The organism is Pseudomonas sp. NPDC086566 (genome assembly GCF_050280885.1).
Classification (GTDB): Bacteria; Pseudomonadota; Gammaproteobacteria; order Pseudomonadales; family Pseudomonadaceae; genus Aquipseudomonas; species Aquipseudomonas vlassakiae.
On sequence record NZ_JBNNWD010000002.1, the window covers coordinates 1 to 22096 of the forward strand.

At 62.2% G+C, this 22096-nt stretch carries 21 protein-coding genes; 18 read left to right on the forward strand and 3 right to left on the reverse strand.

Features of this window, described 5'->3' with window-relative positions; translation table 11 throughout:
• On the forward strand, positions 1-236 hold a 236-nt coding region (locus ACQKPS_RS04170), incomplete at its 5' end, for a hypothetical protein (RefSeq protein WP_427602902.1).
• A gap of 65 nt (positions 237-301) precedes the next feature.
• On the opposite strand, the gene ACQKPS_RS04175 is transcribed toward ACQKPS_RS04170, so the two are convergent.
• A complete protein-coding gene (locus ACQKPS_RS04175) occupies positions 302-1522 on the reverse strand; it encodes a CaiB/BaiF CoA transferase family protein (RefSeq protein WP_283723556.1) in 1221 nt (406 codons plus the stop codon).
• A gap of 14 nt (positions 1523-1536) precedes the next feature.
• Positions 1537-2718: an acyl-CoA dehydrogenase gene (locus ACQKPS_RS04180; RefSeq protein ID WP_027917221.1), complete on the reverse strand. Its 1182-nt coding sequence runs from the start codon at positions 2716-2718 to the stop codon at positions 1537-1539.
• Positions 2719-2880: 162 nt separating this feature from the next.
• Here ACQKPS_RS04180 and ACQKPS_RS04185 point away from each other — a divergent pair, with 162 nt between their 5' ends.
• The 10 genes from ACQKPS_RS04185 (at position 2881) to ACQKPS_RS04230 (ending at position 12661) form a co-directional block, all read left to right on the forward strand.
• Positions 2881-3807, forward strand: coding sequence for a LysR family transcriptional regulator (locus ACQKPS_RS04185; protein ID WP_254482512.1), 927 nt, complete (start codon positions 2881-2883; stop codon positions 3805-3807).
• A gap of 411 nt (positions 3808-4218) precedes the next feature.
• Positions 4219-5340: a Re/Si-specific NAD(P)(+) transhydrogenase subunit alpha gene (locus ACQKPS_RS04190; RefSeq protein ID WP_283723554.1), complete on the forward strand. Its 1122-nt coding sequence runs from the start codon at positions 4219-4221 to the stop codon at positions 5338-5340.
• Positions 5341-5351: 11 nt separating this feature from the next.
• A complete protein-coding gene (locus ACQKPS_RS04195) occupies positions 5352-5666 on the forward strand; it encodes an NAD(P) transhydrogenase subunit alpha (RefSeq protein ID WP_139657937.1) in 315 nt (104 codons plus the stop codon).
• Between the two features lie 2 nt (positions 5667-5668).
• Positions 5669-7105, forward strand: a complete 1437-nt coding sequence (locus ACQKPS_RS04200) for an NAD(P)(+) transhydrogenase (Re/Si-specific) subunit beta (protein WP_427602906.1) — start codon at positions 5669-5671, stop codon at positions 7103-7105.
• 186 nt (positions 7106-7291) lie between these two features.
• Positions 7292-8785, forward strand: coding sequence for an acetyl-CoA hydrolase/transferase family protein (locus tag ACQKPS_RS04205; protein WP_313202913.1), 1494 nt, complete (start codon positions 7292-7294; stop codon positions 8783-8785).
• 353 nt (positions 8786-9138) lie between these two features.
• Positions 9139-9354 (forward strand): DUF1127 domain-containing protein, encoded by a 216-nt coding sequence (locus tag ACQKPS_RS04210; protein WP_054884336.1) that lies wholly within the window; start codon positions 9139-9141, stop codon positions 9352-9354.
• 294 nt (positions 9355-9648) lie between these two features.
• Positions 9649-9966, forward strand: a complete 318-nt coding sequence (locus ACQKPS_RS04215) for a DUF2388 domain-containing protein (protein WP_427602909.1) — start codon at positions 9649-9651, stop codon at positions 9964-9966.
• Between the two features lie 89 nt (positions 9967-10055).
• Positions 10056-10349: a DUF2388 domain-containing protein gene (locus ACQKPS_RS04220; protein ID WP_313202915.1), complete on the forward strand. Its 294-nt coding sequence runs from the start codon at positions 10056-10058 to the stop codon at positions 10347-10349.
• Positions 10350-10385: 36 nt separating this feature from the next.
• Positions 10386-10706, forward strand: coding sequence for a DUF2388 domain-containing protein (locus ACQKPS_RS04225; RefSeq protein WP_254482504.1), 321 nt, complete (start codon positions 10386-10388; stop codon positions 10704-10706).
• A complete protein-coding gene (locus ACQKPS_RS04230) occupies positions 10703-12661 on the forward strand; it encodes a DUF4105 domain-containing protein (protein ID WP_427602911.1) in 1959 nt (652 codons plus the stop codon). Before ACQKPS_RS04225 ends, ACQKPS_RS04230 begins: the two co-directional genes overlap by 4 nt.
• Before the next feature lie 105 nt (positions 12662-12766).
• Here ACQKPS_RS04230 and ACQKPS_RS04235 read toward each other — a convergent pair whose 3' ends face one another.
• Positions 12767-13168: a GFA family protein gene (locus ACQKPS_RS04235; RefSeq protein ID WP_427602913.1), complete on the reverse strand. Its 402-nt coding sequence runs from the start codon at positions 13166-13168 to the stop codon at positions 12767-12769.
• 277 nt (positions 13169-13445) lie between these two features.
• Here ACQKPS_RS04235 and ACQKPS_RS04240 point away from each other — a divergent pair, with 277 nt between their 5' ends.
• The 7 genes from ACQKPS_RS04240 to ACQKPS_RS04270 all read left to right on the forward strand — a co-directional run bounded on the left by ACQKPS_RS04240 (position 13446) and on the right by ACQKPS_RS04270 (position 22096).
• Positions 13446-14753 carry a CitMHS family transporter gene (locus ACQKPS_RS04240; RefSeq protein ID WP_427602915.1) on the forward strand — a complete coding sequence of 436 codons (1308 nt, stop codon included), beginning with the start codon at positions 13446-13448 and terminating at the stop codon, positions 14751-14753.
• A gap of 68 nt (positions 14754-14821) precedes the next feature.
• A complete protein-coding gene (locus ACQKPS_RS04245; RefSeq protein WP_099815281.1) occupies positions 14822-15592 on the forward strand; it encodes a TerC family protein in 771 nt (256 codons plus the stop codon).
• Positions 15593-15821: 229 nt separating this feature from the next.
• Positions 15822-17480: a Na/Pi cotransporter family protein gene (locus ACQKPS_RS04250; RefSeq protein WP_313202917.1), complete on the forward strand. Its 1659-nt coding sequence runs from the start codon at positions 15822-15824 to the stop codon at positions 17478-17480.
• Positions 17481-17510: 30 nt separating this feature from the next.
• Positions 17511-18917: a M16 family metallopeptidase gene (locus tag ACQKPS_RS04255; RefSeq protein ID WP_254482498.1), complete on the forward strand. Its 1407-nt coding sequence runs from the start codon at positions 17511-17513 to the stop codon at positions 18915-18917.
• A 153-nt stretch (positions 18918-19070) separates the two neighbouring features.
• Positions 19071-20093, forward strand: coding sequence for a DUF5924 family protein (locus ACQKPS_RS04260; protein WP_283723546.1), 1023 nt, complete (start codon positions 19071-19073; stop codon positions 20091-20093).
• A gap of 81 nt (positions 20094-20174) precedes the next feature.
• Positions 20175-21308, forward strand: coding sequence for an ABC transporter permease (locus ACQKPS_RS04265; protein ID WP_313202919.1), 1134 nt, complete (start codon positions 20175-20177; stop codon positions 21306-21308).
• Positions 21305-22096, forward strand: a complete 792-nt coding sequence (locus tag ACQKPS_RS04270) for an ABC transporter ATP-binding protein (RefSeq protein WP_254482493.1) — start codon at positions 21305-21307, stop codon at positions 22094-22096. Before ACQKPS_RS04265 ends, ACQKPS_RS04270 begins: the two co-directional genes overlap by 4 nt.

Consider the following 22096-nt stretch of genomic DNA (forward strand, 5'->3'; position numbering starts at 1 on the left):
CAAACACTTGGCTCGCTGCGATCTCTCGTAGCGGGAGGCGAATAATACAGCGTTTAAAACCGCTGTCAACCTTCATCTCAACCGCTATCGATCATCTGACCGAAGCCCTTCCAGCAATTTCCGAATCATCTAACTCGTTGAATTTCAAGGAGTTTGTCGTTCCGATGTCGCTGGAAGTGGGGCGCATTATAAGGGGATTCGAAAGCGCGTCAACCTTTAATTTCAAGAACCTTTAATATCGCTGAAAAGCAAAGCGGGGAGGCCTGGCGGCCTCCCCGCTCTTCAACAGCTCTATATACCGTCAGAGCACGCCAGCGCTGCGCAAGCGCCCTATAGCATCGACATCCAGTCCCAGTACATCACTCAGCACCGCCTCGGTATGCTCGCCCAGCAGCGGCGGCGCCCGCCGATATTCCACAGGCGTTTCGGACAGCCGAATCGGGCTGGCCACCTGCGGTACGCTCCCCGCCAGGGCATGGGGCATGGTTACCGCCAGCCCCCGCGCCAACACCTGTGGATCCTGGAACATCTGCGCAAGGTCGTTGATCGGCCCACATGGCACCCCGGCAGCCTCAAGCTGACTCACCCATTCGGCTGTAGTCTTGAAAACTGTCGCCTGGCGTATCAGCGGGATCAGCTCGGCCCGGTTCGCCACACGCTGCTTATTAGTAGCAAAACGCGGATCATCCGCCCACTGCGGCTGACCGGCCACCTCGGCGAACTTGCGGAACTGGCCATCGTTACCCACGGTGAGGATGAAATCGCCATCCGCCGTCGGGAAGTCCTGGTAAGGCACGATGTTAGGGTGAGCATTGCCCAACCGCCGCGGCGGACTGCCCGTGGTCAGGTAGTTCATCGCCTGGTTGGCCAGGCACGCCACCTGCACATCGAGCAGCGCCATGTCGACATGCTGACCAACGCCATGTTGATCGCGGTAGGCGAGGGCAGCCAGAATCGCCACGGTCGAATAGAGCCCGGTGAGAATGTCAGTCAGTGCAACACCCACCTTCACCGGCCCGGCGCCGTCCTCTCCATCCGGACGACCTGTCAGGCTCATCAGCCCGCCCAGCCCCTGGATCATGAAGTCATACCCCGCACGTTTGGCGTACGGCCCCGTCTGGCCGAAGCCGGTGATCGAGCAGTAGATAAGCTTGGGGTTGATCGCCTTCAGGCTCGGGTAATCCAGCCCATATGCCGCCAACCCACCAACCTTGAAGTTCTCGATGACGATATCCGACTTGGCCGCCAGTTCGCGCACCAGGCGCTGGCCTTCGGGCTGGGTGAAATCGATAGTCACCGAGCGCTTGTTGCGGTTTGCCGACAGGTAATAGGCCGCCTCGCTGGTGTTCTCACCCTCGGCATCCTTGAGAAAGGGCGGCCCCCAGGAGCGAGTGTCATCGCCGCTGCCAGGGCGCTCGACCTTGATGACATCAGCACCCAGGTCCGCCAGGATCTGGCCAGACCAAGGCCCCGCCAGCACACGGGAAAGGTCCAGCACCCGCAGATGAGATAGCGCGCCCATGGGCTGGCTCCTTATCAGTAGAAGGCCTGAATGCCGGTCTGTGCGCGCCCGAGGATCAGCGCATGCACGTCATGAGTACCTTCATAGGTGTTGACCACCTCAAGATTGACCAGGTGGCGCGCCACGCCGAACTCGTCAGAGATGCCGTTGCCGCCCAGCATGTCGCGGGCCATGCGGGCAATGTCCAGGGCCTTGCCGCAGGAGTTGCGTTTCATGATCGAGGTGATCTCCACCGCCGCAGTACCTTCGTCCTTCATGCGCCCCAGACGCAGGCAGCCTTGCAGGGCCAGGGTGATCTCGGTCTGCATGTCAGCCAGCTTCTTCTGGATCAGCTGGTTGGCCGCCAGCGGGCGACCGAATTGCTGACGATCCAGGGTGTACTGGCGGGCAGTGTGCCAGCAGGCTTCAGCCGCACCCAGCGCCCCCCAGGAAATGCCATATCGCGCCGAGTTCAGGCAGGTGAACGGCCCTTTGAGACCACGCACATCCGGGAAGATGTTCTCCTCAGGGACGAACACGTTGTCCATGACGATTTCACCGGTGATGGAAGCACGCAGGCCAACCTTGCCGTGGATCGCAGGGGCGCTGAGGCCTTCCCAGCCTTTTTCCAGGACAAAGCCGCGGATATCACCAGCATCATCCTTGGCCCAGACCACGAACACATCGGCGATCGGGCTATTGGTGATCCACATCTTGCTGCCGCTCAGGCGATAGCCGCCATCGACCTTCCTGGCACGGGTGATCATCGATCCCGGGTCGGAGCCATGGTTAGGCTCGGTCAGGCCGAAGCAGCCAATCCACTCGCCAGAGGCCAGCTTGGGCAGGTATTTCTGCTTCTGCGCTTCGGTACCGAATTCGTTAATCGGCACCATCACCAGTGAAGATTGCACGCTCATCATCGAGCGATAGCCGGAATCGATGCGCTCCACCTCGCGGGCAATCAGGCCGTAGCACACATAGTTCAGGCCGCTGCCACCGTATTGCTCGGGAATGGTCGCGCCGAGCAGGCCGACTTCACCCATCTCGCGGAAGATCGCCGGGTCAGTCTGTTCGTGACGGAAGGCTTCCAGTACGCGCGGGGCCAGCTTGTCCTGGGCGAACTGATAAGCGCTGTCACGCACCATGCGCTCTTCCTCAGTCAGCTGCTGATCCAGCAGCAGCGGGTCGATCCAGTTGAAGCTTGCTTTACCGGCCATGAGCGAAATCCTCGAAATAGGGGAGCAGTTTCTTGTGCCTTTGATCCTAGGCCTGATCCGGAGGCTCGACAAACGAGGATTGCGCACGCATTAGTGATATTTTGTCACTCCGCGAGGCTCGAAATCGCCATTTCCATGGCCCCAAGAGTGAGGTTGACGTACATGCGCCGCAAGATCCCCAGCACTACCGCACTGGTCTGCTTCGAAGCGGCCGCACGCCACGAGAGCTTTACCAAGGCGGCCCAGGAGCTGGCCTTGACCCAGGGCGCCGTCTGTCGCCAGATCGGAGGCCTGGAGGCGTTTCTCAACGTTGAACTGTTCAGGCGCTCACGTCGCGGCGTGAAGCTGACCGAGGCCGGGCTGTCCTACAGCCGGCAGGTTGCCGCACAGCTGGATGCGGTGGAGCGCGACACGCTGTCGGTGATGCGCCAGCAGGGCGCCAATGTGATCGAACTGGCCGTGGTGCCCACCTTCGGCACTCAATGGCTGCTGCCACGGCTCAAGGACTTCCAGCAACGTCACCCCGAGGTCACCGTCAACCTGACCAACCGTACCCGGCCGTTCTTGTTCGCCGACACCCCGTTCGATGCCGCCATCTACTTCGGTGACGCCGACTGGTCCGGCACCCAGTCCCATCGCCTGATGGGCGAGAACCCCGTGCCGGTGTGCAGCCCGGCCTTGCTGGACGGGCAGCGCATGCTCGATGCCCAGCGTATCGCCAGCCTGCCACTGCTACAGCAAACCACTCGGCCCTACGCCTGGCGCCAATGGTTCAACGGGCTGGGCCTGAATATCGAGGGCGACATGACAGGCCCGCGCTATGAACTGTTCTCCATGCTGGCCCAGGCGGCCATGCATGACATGGGCGTCGCCCTGATCCCGCCGTTCCTGATCCAGCGCGAACTGGAAGAGGGCAGACTGGTGGTCGCTAACAGGTATGCGCTGTCCAGCGACAAGGCCTACTATCTGATGATTCCCGAACGCAAGGTGGAGTCAGCCTCGCTCCGGGCCTTCCGTGACTGGCTGGTTGGGCAGGCACACCTCTACACCGCCTCGCACAAGGGCGAAAGCAACGACCTGCCTTTGTAGTCAATTATTTTAAACACCTACAGATGTACGTTTTTGTCGCATAACAGAAAACTGTTCAGGTGAATCGAAAAACCTCTCGCAAGCCGCTTAACACGCGGTTTTCAGAGGGTTTTACGACGTTCACGAGCCCATCCGCGAAATCATCGCAAAAAATTTCAAAATTTCTCCTAATCTGCCAATAGCCCATGTTTGACGGGCTGCGGCCAGCCGCTTGCGACATACGGTCACAGGGTGACTTGTAGTTTTGACTTCGTTTCGCTCCAGAACCGGTTGAAGGCCCCTGGGTTCGTCTGCAAAATGCTTCGCCCGCCTTGGATTCGGCGGGCTCGGCGCTCAACAGCCGCCCCAGCGCACCATCCGTAGTGTGCTGGCTCTTACAAAGACAAAAAGGTCACCGCAGGAGAAATAGTCGTGCACATTGGTGTTCCTCTCGAGACGCAGACCGGTGAGACAAGGGTCGCTGCGACCCCGGAAACCATCAAGAAACTGATTGGCCAGGGCCATCAGGTCACCGTCCAACGGGGGGCAGGGCTCAACGCCAGCATTCCGGACAGTGCCTATGAGGCCGTGGGGGCTTCCCTGGGAAGCGCTGCCGACGCCTACGGCGCCCAATTGGTACTCAAGGTGGTCGCCCCCAACGACCAGGAACTGGCCCTGATCAGCAGTGGCAGCCTCCTGGTAGGCATGCTCAACCCCTTCAACAGTGAGCTGATCGGCAAGATGGCTGAACGCGGTATCACCGCTTTCGCCCTGGAAGCCGCGCCACGCACATCACGGGCTCAGAGCCTTGATGTGCTGTCTTCGCAGGCCAATATCGCCGGTTACAAGGCTGTGTTGCTGGCAGCCCATCACTATCCCCGCTTCATGCCCATGCTGATGACTGCCGCCGGCACCGTCAAAGCCGCGCGCGTACTGATTCTGGGGGCAGGTGTCGCTGGTCTGCAGGCCATCGCCACGGCCAAGCGCCTGGGCGCGGTGATCGAGGCGTCCGACGTACGCCCGGCCGTGAAGGAGCAGATCGAATCGCTGGGCGCCAAGTTCATCGACGTGCCTTACGAGACCGATGAAGAGCGTGAATGCGCTGAAGGTGTCGGCGGCTATGCCCGGCCAATGCCGGCCAGCTGGATGCAACGCCAGGCCCAGGCCGTGCACGAGCGTGCCAAGCAGGCGGACATCGTCATCACCACCGCATTGATCCCCGGCCGCAAGGCCCCGACCCTGCTCAGCGCCGACACCGTGGCGCAGATGAAGCCAGGTTCGGTGGTCATCGACCTGGCCGCCGCCCAAGGCGGCAATTGCCCGCTGACCGTCGCGGACCAGGTGGTGCAGGCAAACGGTGTGATCATCGTGGGCCCGACCAACCTGCCAGCCCAGGTGGGCGCAGATGCCTCGGCGCTGTACGCCCGCAACCTGCTGGACTTCATGAAGCTGCTGTTCGACAAAGACGGCGCGCTGGTCATCAACCTCGAAGACGACATCGTCGCGGCCTGCCTGATGTGCCGCGACGGCCAGGTCGTCCGCAAGAACGGCTAAGGAGCACGACAATGGAAGACATGCTGATTTCCCATGGCATCTACAACCTGATCATCTTCGTGCTGGCCATCTATGTGGGCTACCACGTGGTGTGGAATGTCACCCCGGCGCTGCATACGCCGCTGATGGCGGTTACCAACGCTATTTCGGCGATCGTCATCGTCGGCGCCATGCTGGCGGCGGCGCTGACCGTGACCCCGACCGGCAAGCTGATGGGCACCCTGGCAGTGGCCCTGGCGGCAGTCAACGTGTTCGGTGGCTTCCTGGTCACACGTCGCATGCTTGAGATGTTCAAGAAGAAAACCAAGAACGAGGCGCAGAAGTAAGCATGAGCATGAATCTGGTAACGCTCCTCTACCTCGTCGCCTCGGTGTGCTTCATCCAGGCGCTCAAGGGCCTGTCGCACCCGACCACTTCGCGGCGCGGTAACCTGTTCGGCATGATCGGCATGGGGATCGCGATCCTCACGACGGTTGGCCTCATCTATAAGCTTGGGGCCGAGCTTGCTACCGCCGGCATCGGCTACGTAATTGTCGGCCTGCTGGTCGGCGGTATCGCCGGTTCGATCATGGCCAAGCGCGTCGAGATGACCAAGATGCCGGAACTGGTCGCCTTCATGCACAGCATGATCGGCCTGGCTGCGGTGTTCATCGCCATCGCCGCCGTGCTCGAGCCGCAGTCGATGGGCATCGTCGCCGCCATCAGCGACCCGATCCCCACCGGCAACCGCCTGGAACTGTTCCTGGGTGCAGCCATCGGCGCCATCACCTTCTCCGGTTCGGTGATCGCTTTCGGCAAGCTTTCGGGCAAGTACAAGTTCCGCCTGTTCCAGGGCGCACCGGTACAGTTCGCCGGCCAGCACAAGGCGAACCTGATTCTCGGCCTGACCACCATTGCACTGGGCCTGCTGTTCACCTTCACCGGCCACTACAGTGCCTTCACCCTGATGCTGGTCCTGGCCTTCATCATGGGCGTCCTGATCATTATTCCGATCGGGGGTGCCGACATGCCGGTGGTGGTGTCGATGCTCAACAGTTATTCGGGCTGGGCTGCGGCCGGCATCGGCTTCTCGCTGAACAACTCGATGCTGATCATCGCGGGCTCCCTGGTGGGTTCGTCCGGTGCCATCCTTTCGTACATCATGTGCAAGGCGATGAACCGTTCGTTCTTCAACGTCATCCTCGGCGGCTTTGGCGGCGATGCCGATGTCGGCGCGGCGCAAGGCTCGAAAGAACAGCGCCCGGTGAAGTCCGGCTCTGCCGACGACGCCACCTTCCTGCTGAGCAACGCTGACAGCGTGATCATCGTGCCGGGTTACGGCCTGGCGGTGGCCCGCGCCCAGCACGCGCTGAAGGAGCTGACCGAGAAGCTGAGCCACAACGGTGTGACCGTTAAATACGCGATCCACCCCGTGGCAGGGCGCATGCCTGGGCACATGAACGTACTGCTGGCCGAAGCCGAAGTGCCCTACGACCAGGTATTCGAGATGGAAGACATCAACGCCGAGTTCGGCCAGGCCGACGTGGTGCTGGTGCTGGGCGCCAATGACGTGGTCAACCCCGCGGCGAAGAACGATCCGAAGTCGCCAATCGCCGGCATGCCGATCCTCGAGGCCTTCAAGGCCAAGACCATCATCGTCAACAAACGCTCGATGGCCAGCGGCTATGCCGGCCTGGACAACGAACTGTTCTATCTGGACAAGACCATGATGGTGTTCGGTGATGCGAAGAAAGTCATCGAAGACATGGTGAAGGCGGTGGAGTGACAACGGCCGCTGCAAACCAGCTGATATAAAGGAAGCCCCGGTCAGAATCTGCCGGGGCTTTTCTTTTATTGATCCGGATCAACGGCTCTACGACGAGGCCTCTCATACGACCATGGTCGTGGGACGCCAGAGGGCGAAATCTCTAGACTGCGCCTCAGTAGTTTCAGTAGCCCGAGATAACAATCCATGTACCGTGATCGTATCCGCTTGTCCTCCCTGCATAGCAAGGTAATGAGTGCGGCTGATGCCGCTGGCCTGATCGAGGACGGCATGACCGTCGGCATGAGCGGTTTCACCCGCGCCGGCGAAGCCAAGGCTGTGCCGCATGCCTTGGCCGAACGCGCCAGGCAGTCGCCACTGAAAATCAGCCTGATGACCGGCGCCAGCCTGGGCAACGACCTCGACAAGCAGCTGACCGAAGCCGGCGTGCTGGCGCGCCGCATGCCATTCCAGGTTGACAGCACCCTGCGCAAGGCCATCAACGACGGCCAGGTGATGTTCATCGACCAGCACCTGTCGGAAACCGTCGAGCAGCTGCGCAACCAGCAACTCAAGCTGCCGGACATCGCGGTCATCGAAGCTGTGGCCATCACCGAGCAAGGCCACATCGTGCCGACCACCTCCGTGGGTAACTCGGCCAGCTTCGCAATCTTCGCCAAGCAAGTGATCGTCGAGATCAACCTGTCGCATAACGCCAACCTCGAAGGCCTGCACGACATCTATATCCCGACCTATCGCCCGACCCGTACGCCTATCCCGCTGGTCAAGGTCGATGACCGCATTGGCAGCACCGCGATCCCGATCGACCCGGCAAAGATCGTCGGCATCGTCATCAGCGATCAGCCAGACTCGCCATCTACCGTGCTGCCACCGGACGACGAAACCCAGGGCATCGCCGACCACCTGATCAATTTCCTGAAGCAGGAAGTGCAAGCTGGCCGCATGACCAACAAGCTCGGCCCGCTGCAGGCCGGTATCGGCAGCATTGCCAACGCGGTGATGTGTGGCCTGATCGAGTCGCCATTCGAAGACCTGACCATGTACTCCGAAGTACTGCAGGACTCGACCTTCGACCTGATCGACGCCGGCAAGCTGAGCTTTGCCTCGGGCAGCTCGATCACCCTGTCGACCCGTCGCAACGCTGACGTGTTCGGCAACCTGGAGCGTTACAAGGACAAACTGGTCCTGCGCCCGCAGGAAATCTCCAACCACCCCGAAGTGGTTCGCCGCCTGGGCATCATCGGCATCAACACAGCGCTGGAGTTCGACATCTACGGTAACGTCAATTCGACCCACGTCTGTGGTACCCGGATGATGAACGGCATCGGCGGCTCGGGTGACTTCGCCCGCAACGCCCACCTGGCGGTGTTCGTCACCAAGTCGATCGCCAAAGGCGGTGCCATTTCCAGCGTGGTGCCAATGGTCAGCCACGTTGACCATACCGAACACGACGTCGACATTCTGGTCACCGAGCAAGGCTTGGCCGACCTGCGCGGCCTGGCTCCACGTGAGCGGGCACGGGCGATCATCGACAACTGTGTGCACCCGGACTACCGCGCAGCGCTGAACGATTATTTCGAACGCGCTTGCCAGCGTGGCGGCCATACCCCGCACATCCTGCGAGAAGCGCTGAGCTGGCACGAGAACCTGGAAGAAACGGGGCGCATGCTCGCCAGCTGATTAAGCCGCTGCCCCTGTTCTGGCCCCTGTCGTCGCTACGCCGGCGTCAGGGCCAGTACAGTCAAAACATCCCACCCGCACACTTCCCACATTGTTTCATTCAAAACTGTACAACTGTACTGCTAATTCCGAGCCTTCTCGCCCTTTAACGCCGATGCGCCAAGCGAAAATGCACCATCTCAGTGCGAACCAGTACAGTTTCGCCTGTTTCAAGTGCAACAGTCGGCTTAAACAGTTAACTGGCCTATCTCATTACTGGTGAACTGTATCTACTGTTATGGACAGCAGAGGAGGATCATTGGCATCAGTTAAATCACTACCTAATCCCGCCATAAGCGGAAGGATGAAACATCATGGAACGTACCCTCAGTTCCGGTCTGGTTTTTGAAAGCAACGCCCAGCAGTCCCAGGCTTCCCTGCCACTGCGCGCTATCTCCACCCTGCTGCTGTGGCAGCGTCGCATGGCCAGCCGCCGTCAACTGGCTCGCCTGGACGCCCGCCTGCTGGCCGACGCCGGTATCAGCGAGTCGCAGCGTTACGAAGAGCTGAGCAAGCCATTCTGGCGCTAAGCTCCGGTTCGCCGGCTGCGGCCGGCACCGCGAATTCCCCGACCCGTTGCAGGCGACTGCAGCGGGTTTTTTTATGTCCGCAAGGTTCTGCCCAGAGTCATTCCGCAACCAGTACAGTTGTGATGATTTAACAAAAGACCAAAACAGTTATCTGCTTTCGCTTGCATTAACATCCAGAAACAGCACCGCGTGATACGCTTCGCTCAACAGTCTGTTAAAACCCGTTGTCGAACACGTAACGCGACCAGCAGTGCAAGCGTCCGATAAGCAGAACCTGCCCAGGAGTCCACGAACATGTCCCGTAAATACCTGATTGGTGCCGCCATGCTGCTCGGCCTGGCCAGCACCGCCCAAGCCAGCAGTTTCGTAGTCACCACCGATGCCGTGGTGCGTGCTGTTGCCGCCTCGACTGACGCCACCTCCGACCTGACCTCATCGTTCCGCGATGACAAGATCGTGCAGGCCGCCCGTGATGACGCCGCCAGCTTCGTCGGTACCCAAGGCGCCATTCGTGGCGCGCGGCTGGAAAGTGCCTTCCTGCACATCCGTTCGAGCATGCCGCAGCTGCAAGCCAGTGATGCCCAGCTGGCTCAGGCGATCCTCGCGATCTGATCTGGGCTCTGCAAAGCAGGTGCGTTGGCGAGCGGCCGCGCACCTGAGGTAGCCTTCGTCTTTCACTTCCCCTGCCGTCAAGAAAGCTCATGCGTTATCTGTTGCCGTTGCTGTTCAGTGCCACTGCCATGGCCAGTGCCCACGCCATGGACACCACCACACAAGGGCTGGTGATCACGGGCTACGTTACCAGCCAGGTCACCGCTGCCCCCTTCGACCGCAAACTGGTCAGGCAGGCTCGCGACGATGCCGCGGCGTTCGTTGCCAGCGATGGCATGATCCGCGGTGCCCGCCTGGAAGCGGCACTCGACTCGCTGCGCCACAACTGCGCTCGGCACTCCGTCGGCGACCTTGAACTGGCAGAAGCAATTCTCGTCCAATAACCACACCTGACTCCCTGTATTTTTCGGAGATGCTCCATGCGTAAACCGCTGATTGCCGCTACCCTCGGCATGTTGCTGCTGGCCGATCTGGCCCAGGCACAGACCCTGGTGGCCACCAGCAACATCATCGTGCGCGCCTTTGGCCGCTCGATCGATTTCACCTCTGACACCACCACTTCGATCCGCGACGCCAAAGTCGTGCGCGAAGCCCACGACGACGCCGCCAGCTTTGTCGCCAGTAATGGCGATATCCGCGGTGCCCAGCTCGAGGCTGCACTCAGCACCCTGCGCGAGCGCGTGCCTGAAGCGCGCGACGCCAGCGACCAGGTATTGGCCGAAGCCATCCTCGCGCTGTGAACCGCGTGCGTGCCTGGCTGCTCGGCTGCGCCCTGACGCTGCTGGGCACGCCCGCGCTGGCTGACCTGCGGCTCGAACTGCAGGCGACCGGCCTCGACCCGCAACAGACCCAAGCCAGCCAGGCCCTGCTTGACGAAGCCATGGCCAAGCTGCCGCCACTGTTCAAGCAACGGCTGGACCGACGCGTCACGGTCAGCTGGAGCGACAACATGCCAGCCGATGCCTATGGCCAGGCTTCGCTGGTATCGACTCTCGAACTCAATCGTCGCCTGCTCCCCAGCCTGACTGACGGCAGTGCCGCCAACGAGCGTACCAACCGTCCCCACGGCACGGTCCGTGAAGAGTTGCTGGCCACCGTCCTGCATGAGCTGACCCATATTTACGACCGTGCCCGCCTGTGGCCTGGCAGCGAGCGCTCGCAGATCGCCCGCTGCGCGCGCCAGCAAGCCACGCTGGGCAAGATCGGTCAGCCGGGAGAGTGCCGTAGTCAGGCCGAACGCCGTTTTACCCTCAGCGATGACCCGCGCTTTCTCGACCTGGCCGGCTGGCCGCAATACGTCGGCCGTCGTGGCGAACGTGAGCAGCACAACGCGCAGTTCATGCGCAGCCCCGACAGTTATGAGCTGAGCAGTCCCAAGGAGTACATCGCGGTCAACATGGAGTATTTCCTCCTCGACCCGAGCTACGGCTGTCGCCGACCGGCGCTCAACCAGTACCTGCGTGACCACTTCGGCTGGGCACCGCAGCAGAACACTTGCGCCAAGGGCCTGCCGTTCATCAATGCAGGCAGTGACTTCGCCCGTCAGCCGCTGGGCGAAATCGACCCTGAACGGGTGTACGAGGTCGACTTCCTGCTGGCTGAAGCCAACCAGAACCTGGTGAGCCGCTGGGGCCACAGCATGCTGCGCCTGGTGATCTGCAAACCCGGCCGCCCCCGCGGGCCGGATTGCCGCCTGGACCTCGACCAGAGCCTGGTGCTGTCTTACCGTGCTTTCGTCAACGACGTGCAACTGTCCAGCTGGGACGGGCTGGTAGGTGCCTATCCCTCACGGCTGTTCGTGTTGCCGCTGGGCCAGGTGATCGATGAATACACCAAGACCGAACTGCGCAGCCTGGCCTCGGTACCGCTGAAGCTCAACCGCGACGAAATCGAGAACCTGGTGCGCCAGGCCGCCGAGATGCACTGGAGCTACGACGGCAACTATTGGTTCCTGTCCAACAACTGCGCAGTGGAATCCTTGAAGCTGCTGCGCAGCGGCACTGCCAACCCACGCCTGAATGATCTCGACAGCATCATGCCCAATGGGTTGCTGGCCGTGCTCAAGGGCAGGGGGCTGGCCGATACCCGTGTGCTCGACGACCCGCGAGAAGCCCTGCGTCTGGGCTACCGCTTCGACTCCTACCGCGAGCGCTACCAGGCCATGTTCGACGTGCTGAGGAAGCAGTTGCCGATCAGGCAGACCGAAGTCGAGGACTGGCTGGCCCTGGATGCAGAGCAGAGGCGCCCGTGGTTCGACAAGGCCGACCTGCGCACCAGCGCGGCCTTGCTGTTGCTCGAACAGGCCAGCCTGCGCCGGCAGTTGCTGCTGGCTCAGGACGAAGTGAAACAGCGTTACCTGAACGCTGCAGCGCTGAAGGACGGCAGCATCAACAAAGCCGACGAGACCCTTAAACAGATGCTCGCCAACAGCGGCTTCCTCAGCCGCCCGGCCGAGCTGCTTGATGCCAAAGGCTATGGCTTGCCGCAGCCGGACGAGCGCGCGCACCTGGAGCAGGTCAGTGCCGAGCGACAGGCCAAGCTGCTGCGCCTGAGTACCGACCTGGACAAAGAGGTGAGGGCGCTGCTGGAGCCGTCGCGGGCCAAAGAGATCGCGGCGGTCGAGGCCAATGTGAAGCACATTGGCGAGCATTTGCGGGCGTTGCACAAGGCAGCTGGCGGTCTGCAGTTACCCTGAATCCTGTTCCGGCCTCATCGCGGCTAAAGCCGCTCCCACAGGTACAGCACATACCCTGTGGGAGCGGCTTTAGCCGCGAAGAGGCCGGCAAACCCAGCACAAAGCCTACAGTTTCTCCTCTGCCTCCCCAGGCAACTGCTCATCCAGATGCAGCCAGGGCAACCGGCTGCCAATCCAGATATGCCGCCTGGCAGGCGCCCGTTCCGGATAGTCAAGCGTCGCCACCGTCACATCGATGCTCCCCGGGCTATGCTCGGTCACCAACGCCACATGCGCCCCGCATTCGCCACAGAAATACCGCTTGCAACTGGCTGGCGCCACATAACACTGGGGGCGCCCCGCCAACCAGCGGAAACCCGTGCGAGGCAGGGTGACCCAAGTCACCACGAGCCCGCCGCTGACCCGCCGGCAGATGGAACAATGGCAATGGGCGACATCCGTCAGCTCTCCCTGCAGCCGATAGCGCAAGGCGCCGCAATGGCAGCCACCTTCGTTTACATCCAGCATCACCTACCTCCCGTCGCCGTTTTCCCGGCGAAAGCTGGCTGAAAGCTTACCCCCCTAGGATAGCCGCCACTACCGGCACCAGACCGGTCAGCCAGGGCACATGGAATTTCAGCGCCCGGCCCATCAACAACAACAATGGTGATTCTGATGTATTCCTGCGCCCGCCTTTCCGCACGCCTTTATGTGATCCCCCTCCGCATGCTCCACGCGCAGCGCCAAACGCGCTGATTCGCCCGAATAGCCATTCCTTTCGCCGCGCCACGCCTGGAGTATTGCCATGCTGACCTTCCTCGGCTTTGCCATGGTCATCACCTTCATGTACCTGATCATGACCAAGCGCCTGTCGGCCTTGATCGCACTGATCCTGGTACCGATCCTGTTCGCCCTGTTCGGTGGTTTTTCCGCCAAGATCGGCCCGATGATGCTCGAAGGCATCAGCAAGCTTGCGCCCACCGGCGTGATGCTGATGTTCGCCATCCTCTACTTCGCCCTGATGATCGACTCCGGCCTGTTCGACCCGGCCGTGCGCAAGATCCTCAAGCTGGTCAAGGGCGACCCGCTGAAAGTCTCGGTCGGCACCGCCGTGCTGGCCCTGCTGGTCTCGCTCGACGGTGACGGCGCCACCACCTACATGATCTGCTGTGCCGCCATGCTGCCGCTGTACAGCCGCCTGGGCATGAGCCCGCGGATCATGGCCGGCCTGATCATCCTCGCCGGCGGGGTGATGAACATGACCCCCTGGGGCGGCCCGACCGCCCGCGCCGCCAGCGCCCTGCACGTGGACCCGTCCGACATCTTCGTGCCGATGATCCCGGCCATGGCCTTCGGTGTGCTGGCGATCCTTGCCATCGCCTACCTGTACGGCAAGCGCGAACGTGCCCGCCTGGGTGAACTGCACCTGCCGACCGATGACATCGATCACAGCGAAATCAGCGTGTCGCAGTTCCCTGAAGCGCGCCGCCCCAAACTGATCTACTTCAACGGTGCCCTGACCGCCGGCCTGATGGTCGCGCTGATCGCTGGCGTGCTGCCGCTGCCGGTGTTGTTCATGATCGCCTTCAGCATCGCCATGATCGTCAACTACCCGTGCCTGCAGCAGCAGAAAGACCGTATCGCCGCCCACGCTGGCAGTGTGCTGGCCGTGACCGGGTTGATCTTCGCCGCCGGTATTTTCACCGGCATCCTGTCCGGTACCGGCATGGTCGAGGCGATGTCCAAGAGCCTGCTGGCAGTCATCCCCGAAGCCTTGGGCCCGTATCTGGCGGTGATCACCGCGATCGTGAGCATGCCGTTCACCTTCTTCATGTCCAATGACGCCTTCTACTACGGTGTGCTGCCAGTGCTGTCGGAAGCGGCCAGCCATTACGGCATCAGCCCGGTGGAAATGGCCCGTGCCTCGATCGTCGGGCAGCCGGTCCACTTGCTTAGCCCGCTGGTACCCTCGACCTACCTGCTGGTGGCCCTGGCCGGCATCGAGTTCGGCGATCACCAGCGTTTCACGCTGAAGTGGGCAGTGCTGGTATGCCTATGCATAATGCTCGCCGCGCTGCTGATGGGCATTTTCCCGCTGTTCAGTAGTCTTTAATTAACACGCATCACCCATGCGATGCGCCCTGAAGGGGTGCATCGCCTTTATCGTTTGAAGGAATACACATGGAATGGCTGACCAGCCCGGAAATCTGGGTTGCCTTTTTTACCCTCACAGCGCTTGAGATCGTCCTCGGGATCGACAACATCATCATGATCTCGATCCTGGTCAGCCGCATGCCCAAGCACATGCAGCCGCGCACCCGGATCTTCGGCCTGGCCCTCGCCATGGTCACCCGGATCATGCTGCTACTGTCGATCACCTGGGTCATGCGCCTGACTGCCGACCTGTTCGAGGTGTTCGGCCAGGGCATTTCCGGTCGGGACCTGATCCTGTTCTGTGGTGGCCTGTTCCTGCTGTGGAAAAGCTCGCAAGAGATCTACCACGGCCTGGAAGGCGAGGAAGAGAGCGCTGACGAACCCAAGGGCGCTGGCGGCAAGTTCCTGTACACCATCATTCAGATCGCCATCATCGACATCGTGTTCTCGCTGGACTCGGTGATCACTGCCGTCGGCATGGTCTCGCACGTGCCGGTGATGATCGCCGCCATCGTTGTCGCCGTCCTGGTGATGATGGCCTGCGCCGGCGCCATCAGCGACTTCATCGACAAGCACCCGTCGCTGAAGATGCTGGCCCTTTCCTTCCTGATCGTCGTTGGTACCGTGCTGATTGCCGAATCTTTCGACGTGCACGTGCCGAAGGGTTACGTCTACTTCGCCATGGCCTTCTCGCTGGCCGTCGAGGCGATCAACATCCGCATGCGCACCGCCATGGCGCGCAAGCAGGGCAAGGAGCACGACCCGGTGAAACTGCGCAAGGACATTCCGGGTCAATAAGATCAGGACACGCAGCGTAAAGGGCCCTCCGGGGCCCTTTTTCATGTACAGCCTTTCATGACAGAAATATTTCAAATGCCTGCAGAGCGTGCCAAGCTGGCGCGAGGTCCGCAAAACAACTAAAGCTTGAGTAAGCACTGGATCAAAACACCCACCCCCGGGCCAGGCTTACGGCTTCAGACATTTTGGCTCCACTGCCGGAGCCCGAGAACAAAAGGGGGGCCCGACCATGCTGACCCTGCTCAACCTGCTGTCCGCCGTCGCCTTGCTGGTGTGGGGCACGCATATCGTTCGCACCGGCATCCTCAGGGTGTTCGGCTCCAACCTGCGCCGCGTGCTCGGCCAGAACATGGACCGTCGGCCACTGGCGTTCATCGCCGGCATCGTGGTGACGGCCGTGGTGCAGAGCAGCAATGCCACCGCCATGCTGGTGACCTCCTTCGTCGGCCAGGGCCTGATGGCCATGACCCCGGCGCTGGCGATCATGCTCGGTGCCGACGTGGGTACCGCGCTGATGGCACGGGTGCTGACCCTGGACTTGTCGTGGCTATCGCCGCTGCTGGTGTTCCTCGGGGTGATCTTTTTCCTCTCGCGCAAACAGACCCGTGCTGGCCAGTTGGGCCGGGTAGGGATCGGCCTGGGCCTGATCATCCTGGCCCTGCAGCTGATCGTGCAGGCGGCGACGCCGATCACCCATGCACAAGGCGTGAAGGTGCTGTTCGCATCGTTGACCGGCGACATCATGCTCGACGCCCTGGTAGGTGCGTTGTTCGCCATGGTGTCGTATTCCAGCCTGGCTGCCGTGCTGCTTACCGCGACCCTGGCCGGGGCCGAAGTCATCAGCCTGCCGGTGGCCATCGGCCTGGTCGTTGGCGCCAACATCGGCAGTGGCCTGCTGGCCTTCATCAGCACCAGCATGCAGAACGCCGCTGGTCGCCGCGTGGCCCTGGGCAGCCTGTTGTACAAGCTGATCGGCCTGGTGCTGATCATCCCCGTGCTGCATCCGCTGGTGGAGTGGATGGACAGCCTGAGTTTCAGCCCACAGGAGCTGGTGATCGGTTTCCACCTGCTCTACAACACTCTGCGCTGCCTGATCATGCTGCCGACGGTCAAACCCATGGGCCGCCTGTGCAACACATTGTTACCCGAACGCGAGGCCGGTAACGGCCAGATACGCCCGCGCCATCTCGATGCTTCGGCGCTGGCCACGCCTAGCCTGGCCTTGGCCAATGCCGCCCGTGAAACCCTGCGTCTGGGGGACATTGTCGACAGCCTGCTGGAGGCCATGCTCGGCGCCCTGCGCGGTACCCATACCGCCATGCCCCAGCAGGTGCGGGCCTTGAGCGAAGATGCCGAGGCGCTGTACAGCGCGATCAAACTGTACCTGGCGCAGATGCCGCGGGAAGACCTCAGCGACCAGGACAACCGGCGCTGGGCCGAAATCATCGAGCTGGCGATCAACCTGAAGCTAGCCTGCGACCTGATCGAACGCATGCTGCGCAAGGTGCAACAGCAGAAAACCAGCCAGCGCCGGGAGTTCTCCCAGGTCGGCCTGGAAGAGCTCACCGGGCTGCAGGAGCAATTGCTGGCCAACCTGCGCCTGGGGCTGTCGGTATTTCTCAGTGCCGACCCGGAAAGCGCACGCCTGCTGCTGCGCGAAAAGCGCCGTTTTCGCGCCCAGGAACGGCGCCTGGCGCATGCCCACGTCAGCCGTTTGCAACGTAAGGTGGTGCAAAGTATCGAGACGAGTTCGCTACACTTGGAGCTCATCGCCGACATGAAGCGGTTGAACTCTTTGTTCTGCAGCAGTGCCTATGTGGTACTGGGTGGCTCGGACACTGGCGGGCTGCTGCTCGACAGCGTCCCGGAAGACGCCCACCTGTCCTGATCTCGCACACCTGGAGACCGTCGCTCGCCCATGCGTTGCCTGATGTTCGTTTGCCTGCTGATCTGCAGCCTGCACTCATTTGCCCTCGATCGCTCGCGGGTCGAGGGTTACCTGTTGCCCAACGGCCTGCAGGTGATCCTGAAGTCCGGTTACGAGCGCGACCATGTGGCGATCCGCCTGGTGGTAGGGGTTGGCCTGGATGACTTCGACTGCGAGCAGAAAGAGCTGCCGCACCTGCTCGAGCACCTGCTGTTTACCGGCATCGACGCAACCGGTGAAGGCGGCCTGGAAGAACGCCTGCAAAGCCTGGGGGGTGAGTGGAACGCCTACACCAGCAGCGCCGACACGACTTTCGTCATCGAGGCGCCGGCACGCAACCAGCGCAAGGTGCTCGACCTGCTGCTGGCGATCATCCGCGATACCCGTATCGACGCCAAGGCCCTGGCCACGGCCAAGCGCATCATCGAACGCGAGGATGGCGGCCACTATGGCCACCTGCAGCGCTGGCTCGACCGTCAGGACATCGGCCACCCGGCCAGCGATCAATTGGCCACCGAGCTAGGCCTGAAATGCCCCGAGCGCTCCAACGTCGCCGACATGACCCTGGAGCAGGTGAAGACCCTGCGTGACCGCTGGTACGCCGCCAACAACATGACCTTGATCGTCGTCGGCGGCCTGGACCGGCTGCTGCCGGCCTATCTGGACCGCACCTTCGGCGAACTGCCTGCCACCGAGCCGGAAGAGCGGCGCACCCTTGAAAGCATCAGCCAACAGGCCGAGCAGCGCCGCGACCTGACCCATGGCCTGTTGGGCGATGGCGTCAAGTTGCATTGGCTGTTCATCGAGCCGGTCCTGGACAACGACCATCAACAAACCCTTGACCTGCTGTCGCGCTACCTCGACTGGGCCTTGTACGACCAGCTGCGCCTGCGCAACGGCCTGTCGTACGGGCCGTCGGTACAACGTGAGAGCTTTGGCGACAGCGGTATGCTGAGCCTCAATGCCGACCTTGAGCGCGATGATATCGACCAGGGCGTAAAGGTCATGCAGCAGCTATTCGATCACCTGCGCAAGGAAGGCCTCGACCCGGACACCTTTGCCCGCATCAAGGATGCCGCCGCGGCCAAGGAAAGCTGGAGCACCCAGGGTAACAGTGCGCTGGCCGATTATTACTGGGGGGCGCTGAACGATTACAACAACGGCCGCTTTGCCGACCCGGCACGCAAGCTACGCCAGGTGACACTGGAAGAGGCCAATGCAGCCCTGAAGGAATTGCTCAAGGATCAGGGCTACCTGCGGATCGAGAAGCCGTTCCTCGGGTATGACGAGCTCTATGGCCTGGTGGCCTTGCTGGTGGGGCTGATACTGGCGCTGGGGCTGCTGCGCTGGCGGCGGCACAAGCCGGAACGGCCGAGTGGCGCTACACGGCAGCAGTGAATCGGCGGTATCCTTTTGCCAGTACCGGCCCTTTCGCGGGTAAACCCGCTCCCACAGGTATTTCACTGGGCCTGAACCTTGTGCAGTACCTGTGGGAGCGGGTTTACCCGCGAAAGGGCCGGCACAGCCACTTCCTATTCTCGTTGCAGACCCATGCCCCAACTACCTCACTTCGTCCAGCATGTCATCGAACTGCTCAAACGCTACCCCGGCGTCATCGCGCTCGGTGGCTTCCTTTCCGGTATCGGCAGCTTCATCCTGGTCGATCGCCAGGCCAGCCTGGCCAGCTGGATCGCCATCCTCATGCTGGTCAGCTGGGTCTGGCTGATGCTGGAAAACACCCTCACCGGCCTGTTCGCTCGCACCTTCAACCGCGAGATCCCACAGCCGTTGCTGCGCTACGCAACGCAGATGATTCACCAGGAAAGCCTGTTCTTCGTCCTGCCGTTCTTCTTCATCACCACCACTTGGAACAGCGGCCAGCTGGTCTTCACTGGCTTGCTTGGGGCCGCCGGGCTCATCTCGATCATCGACCCGCTCTACTACAAGTGGCTGGCACCCCGGCGCTGGCTGTTTCTTGCACTGCACACCCTGACCCTGTTCGCCGCACTGCTCACTGCGCTGCCGATCATCCTTCACCTGACCACCGCACAGAGTTTCAAGCTGGCCTTGATCGCCGCCATGGCACTGTCGTTCCCAAGCCTGATCAGCAGTTTCCCGGTCAATACCTGGCGCCGCGGCGTGGCACTGGTACTGGTGACCCTGGCGGTGGGCGGCAGTGGCTGGTTGCTGCGTTCGTGGGTGCCGCCCGCAACACTGTGGATGACGGACGTGGCGGTCAGCACCGAAGTACTCAATCGTCAACCCGGCGAATCGCTGGAAGAGGTGGCCGCCAGCCGCATCCGCAGCAATGGCCTGTACGCCTATACCGCGATCAACGCGCCGCGCGGCCTGGACGAACGCATCTACCATGTGTGGCAGAAGGACGGCCAGGAAGTCGATCGCATTGCCCTGGATATCCATGGCGGGCGCAAGGAAGGCTACCGTGCCTGGACCCACAAGCAGAACTTCCCGCCCAACCCGGTGGGCAAGTGGCAGGTCCGGGTGCTGACCGAAGACGGCCAGATGATCGGTGTGCTGCGCTTCAAGGTGGTGGAGGACGCGCCTGCGCCGTGACGCTGGGCGCACGACAGCACATTTTCAACAAACCGCTCCATGCCCGCTGCGCTATGATCAGCCTCTAGCCCAGCCGGATGCATGGAGCCCATGACCACCCCTAGTGCCACTCTGGACACCCGTTGCCAACCGGCCTGCCTGCGGATCGCCGGTGACTGGACGCTGGCTCACTACGCCAGCCTCAAGCGCGACAGCGAGCGCCTGCGCACGCAGTTTGGTGCCGACACCATTGCCGACCTCAGCCAGCTGGGCCGCCTGGACACCGCCGGTGCCTCGCTGCTGGCCGAGCTGCTTGGTGCCGAGCGCCTCTCGCACTGTACCCAGGGCCTGCCCGAAGCCAGTCGTGCCCTGCTCAAGAACGTCTACTGCTCGGTGCAAGACTACTGTATCCCGATCAAGGAGCCCGAGCGCAACGTGGTGCTGGTGCTGCTGGAGCGTATCGGTTGCGCGGTCGGCACGCTGTGGCAGGACAGCATGCAGCTGCTCGGCTTCCTCGGGCTGATCATCGAAACCCTGCTGCGCCGCCTGCTGCAGCCACACCGCTGGCGCGTCACCCCGGTCATCGCGCACATCGAGCAGACCGGGCTGGATGCAGCCCCCATCGTGGCCTTGCTGACCTTTCTGGTCGGTGCCGTGGTGGCCTTCCTTGGCGCCACGGTGCTGGCCGACTTCGGTGCAACCGTGTTCACCGTCGACTTGGTGGCATTCTCGTTCCTTCGCGAATTCGCCGTACTGCTGACCGCCATCCTCATGGCCGGGCGCACCGCCAGTGCCTTCACCGCACAGATCGGCTCGATGAAGGCCAATGAAGAGGTCGATGCCATCCGCACCCTCGGCCTCAATCCCATCGAGCTGCTGGTGGTGCCCCGGGTCCTGGCGCTGCTGATCTCGCTGCCCTTGCTGACCTTCGTCGCGATGATCTGCGGCATCGTCGGGGGCGCGGTGGTCTGTGCCCTGTCACTGGGGATATCGCCGGCCATGTTCCTGTCGCTGCTGCAATCCGACATCGGCGTGCAGCACTTCCTGGTCGGCCTGGCCAAGGCGCCGATATTCGCCTTCCTCATCGCCGCCATCGGTTGCCTCGAAGGCTTCAAGGTCAGCGGCAGCGCCGAATCGGTCGGCGCCCACACCACTTCCAGCGTGGTGCAATCGATTTTCGTGGTCATCGTGCTGGATGCGGTGGCAGCGCTGTTCTGCATGGAGATGGGCTGGTGAGTGGCCGGGAAGCGGTGATCGAGGCACGGGGCATCTGCAATCGCTTCGGCAGCCAGGTGGTGCACAAGGATCTCGACCTCGACCTGTACCGCGGCGAAATCCTCGCGGTGGTCGGTGGGTCGGGGAGCGGCAAGTCGGTGCTGCTGCGCAGCATCATCGGCCTGCGCCGCCCTGACGAAGGGCAGGTCAAGGTATTCGGCGAAGACCTGGCCGGTTTGCGCGAGCAACAGCGTTCACTGGTCGAACGCCGCTTCGGTGTGCTGTTCCAGAAAGGTGCGCTGTTCTCGTCGCTGACCGTGACCGAAAACGTCGCCCTGCCGCTGATCGAGCACGCTGGCCTGACGCGCGCCGATGCCGAACACCTGGCCGGGGTCAAGCTGGCCTTGGCTGGCCTGCCCATCTCCGCTGCTGACAAATACCCCGCGTCGCTCTCTGGCGGCATGATCAAGCGCGCCGCCCTGGCGCGCGCGCTGGCGCTGGACCCGGACATCCTGTTCCTCGACGAGCCCACCGCCGGCCTCGACCCGATCGGTGCCGCCGCCTTCGATCAGTTGATCCTCACCCTGCGCGATGCCTTGGGCCTGAGCGTATTCCTGATCACCCATGATCTCGACACCCTCTACACCATTACCGATCGTATCGCCGTGTTGTCACAGAAGAAGGTGCTGGTCGCCGGCCCCCTGGCCGAAGTCGAGCAGACCAACGACCCCTGGATCCACGAATACTTTCACGGCCCACGCGGGCGCGCAGCGGAACACGCCGCCGCCAGCGCCGGGCAGGAGCGCTGA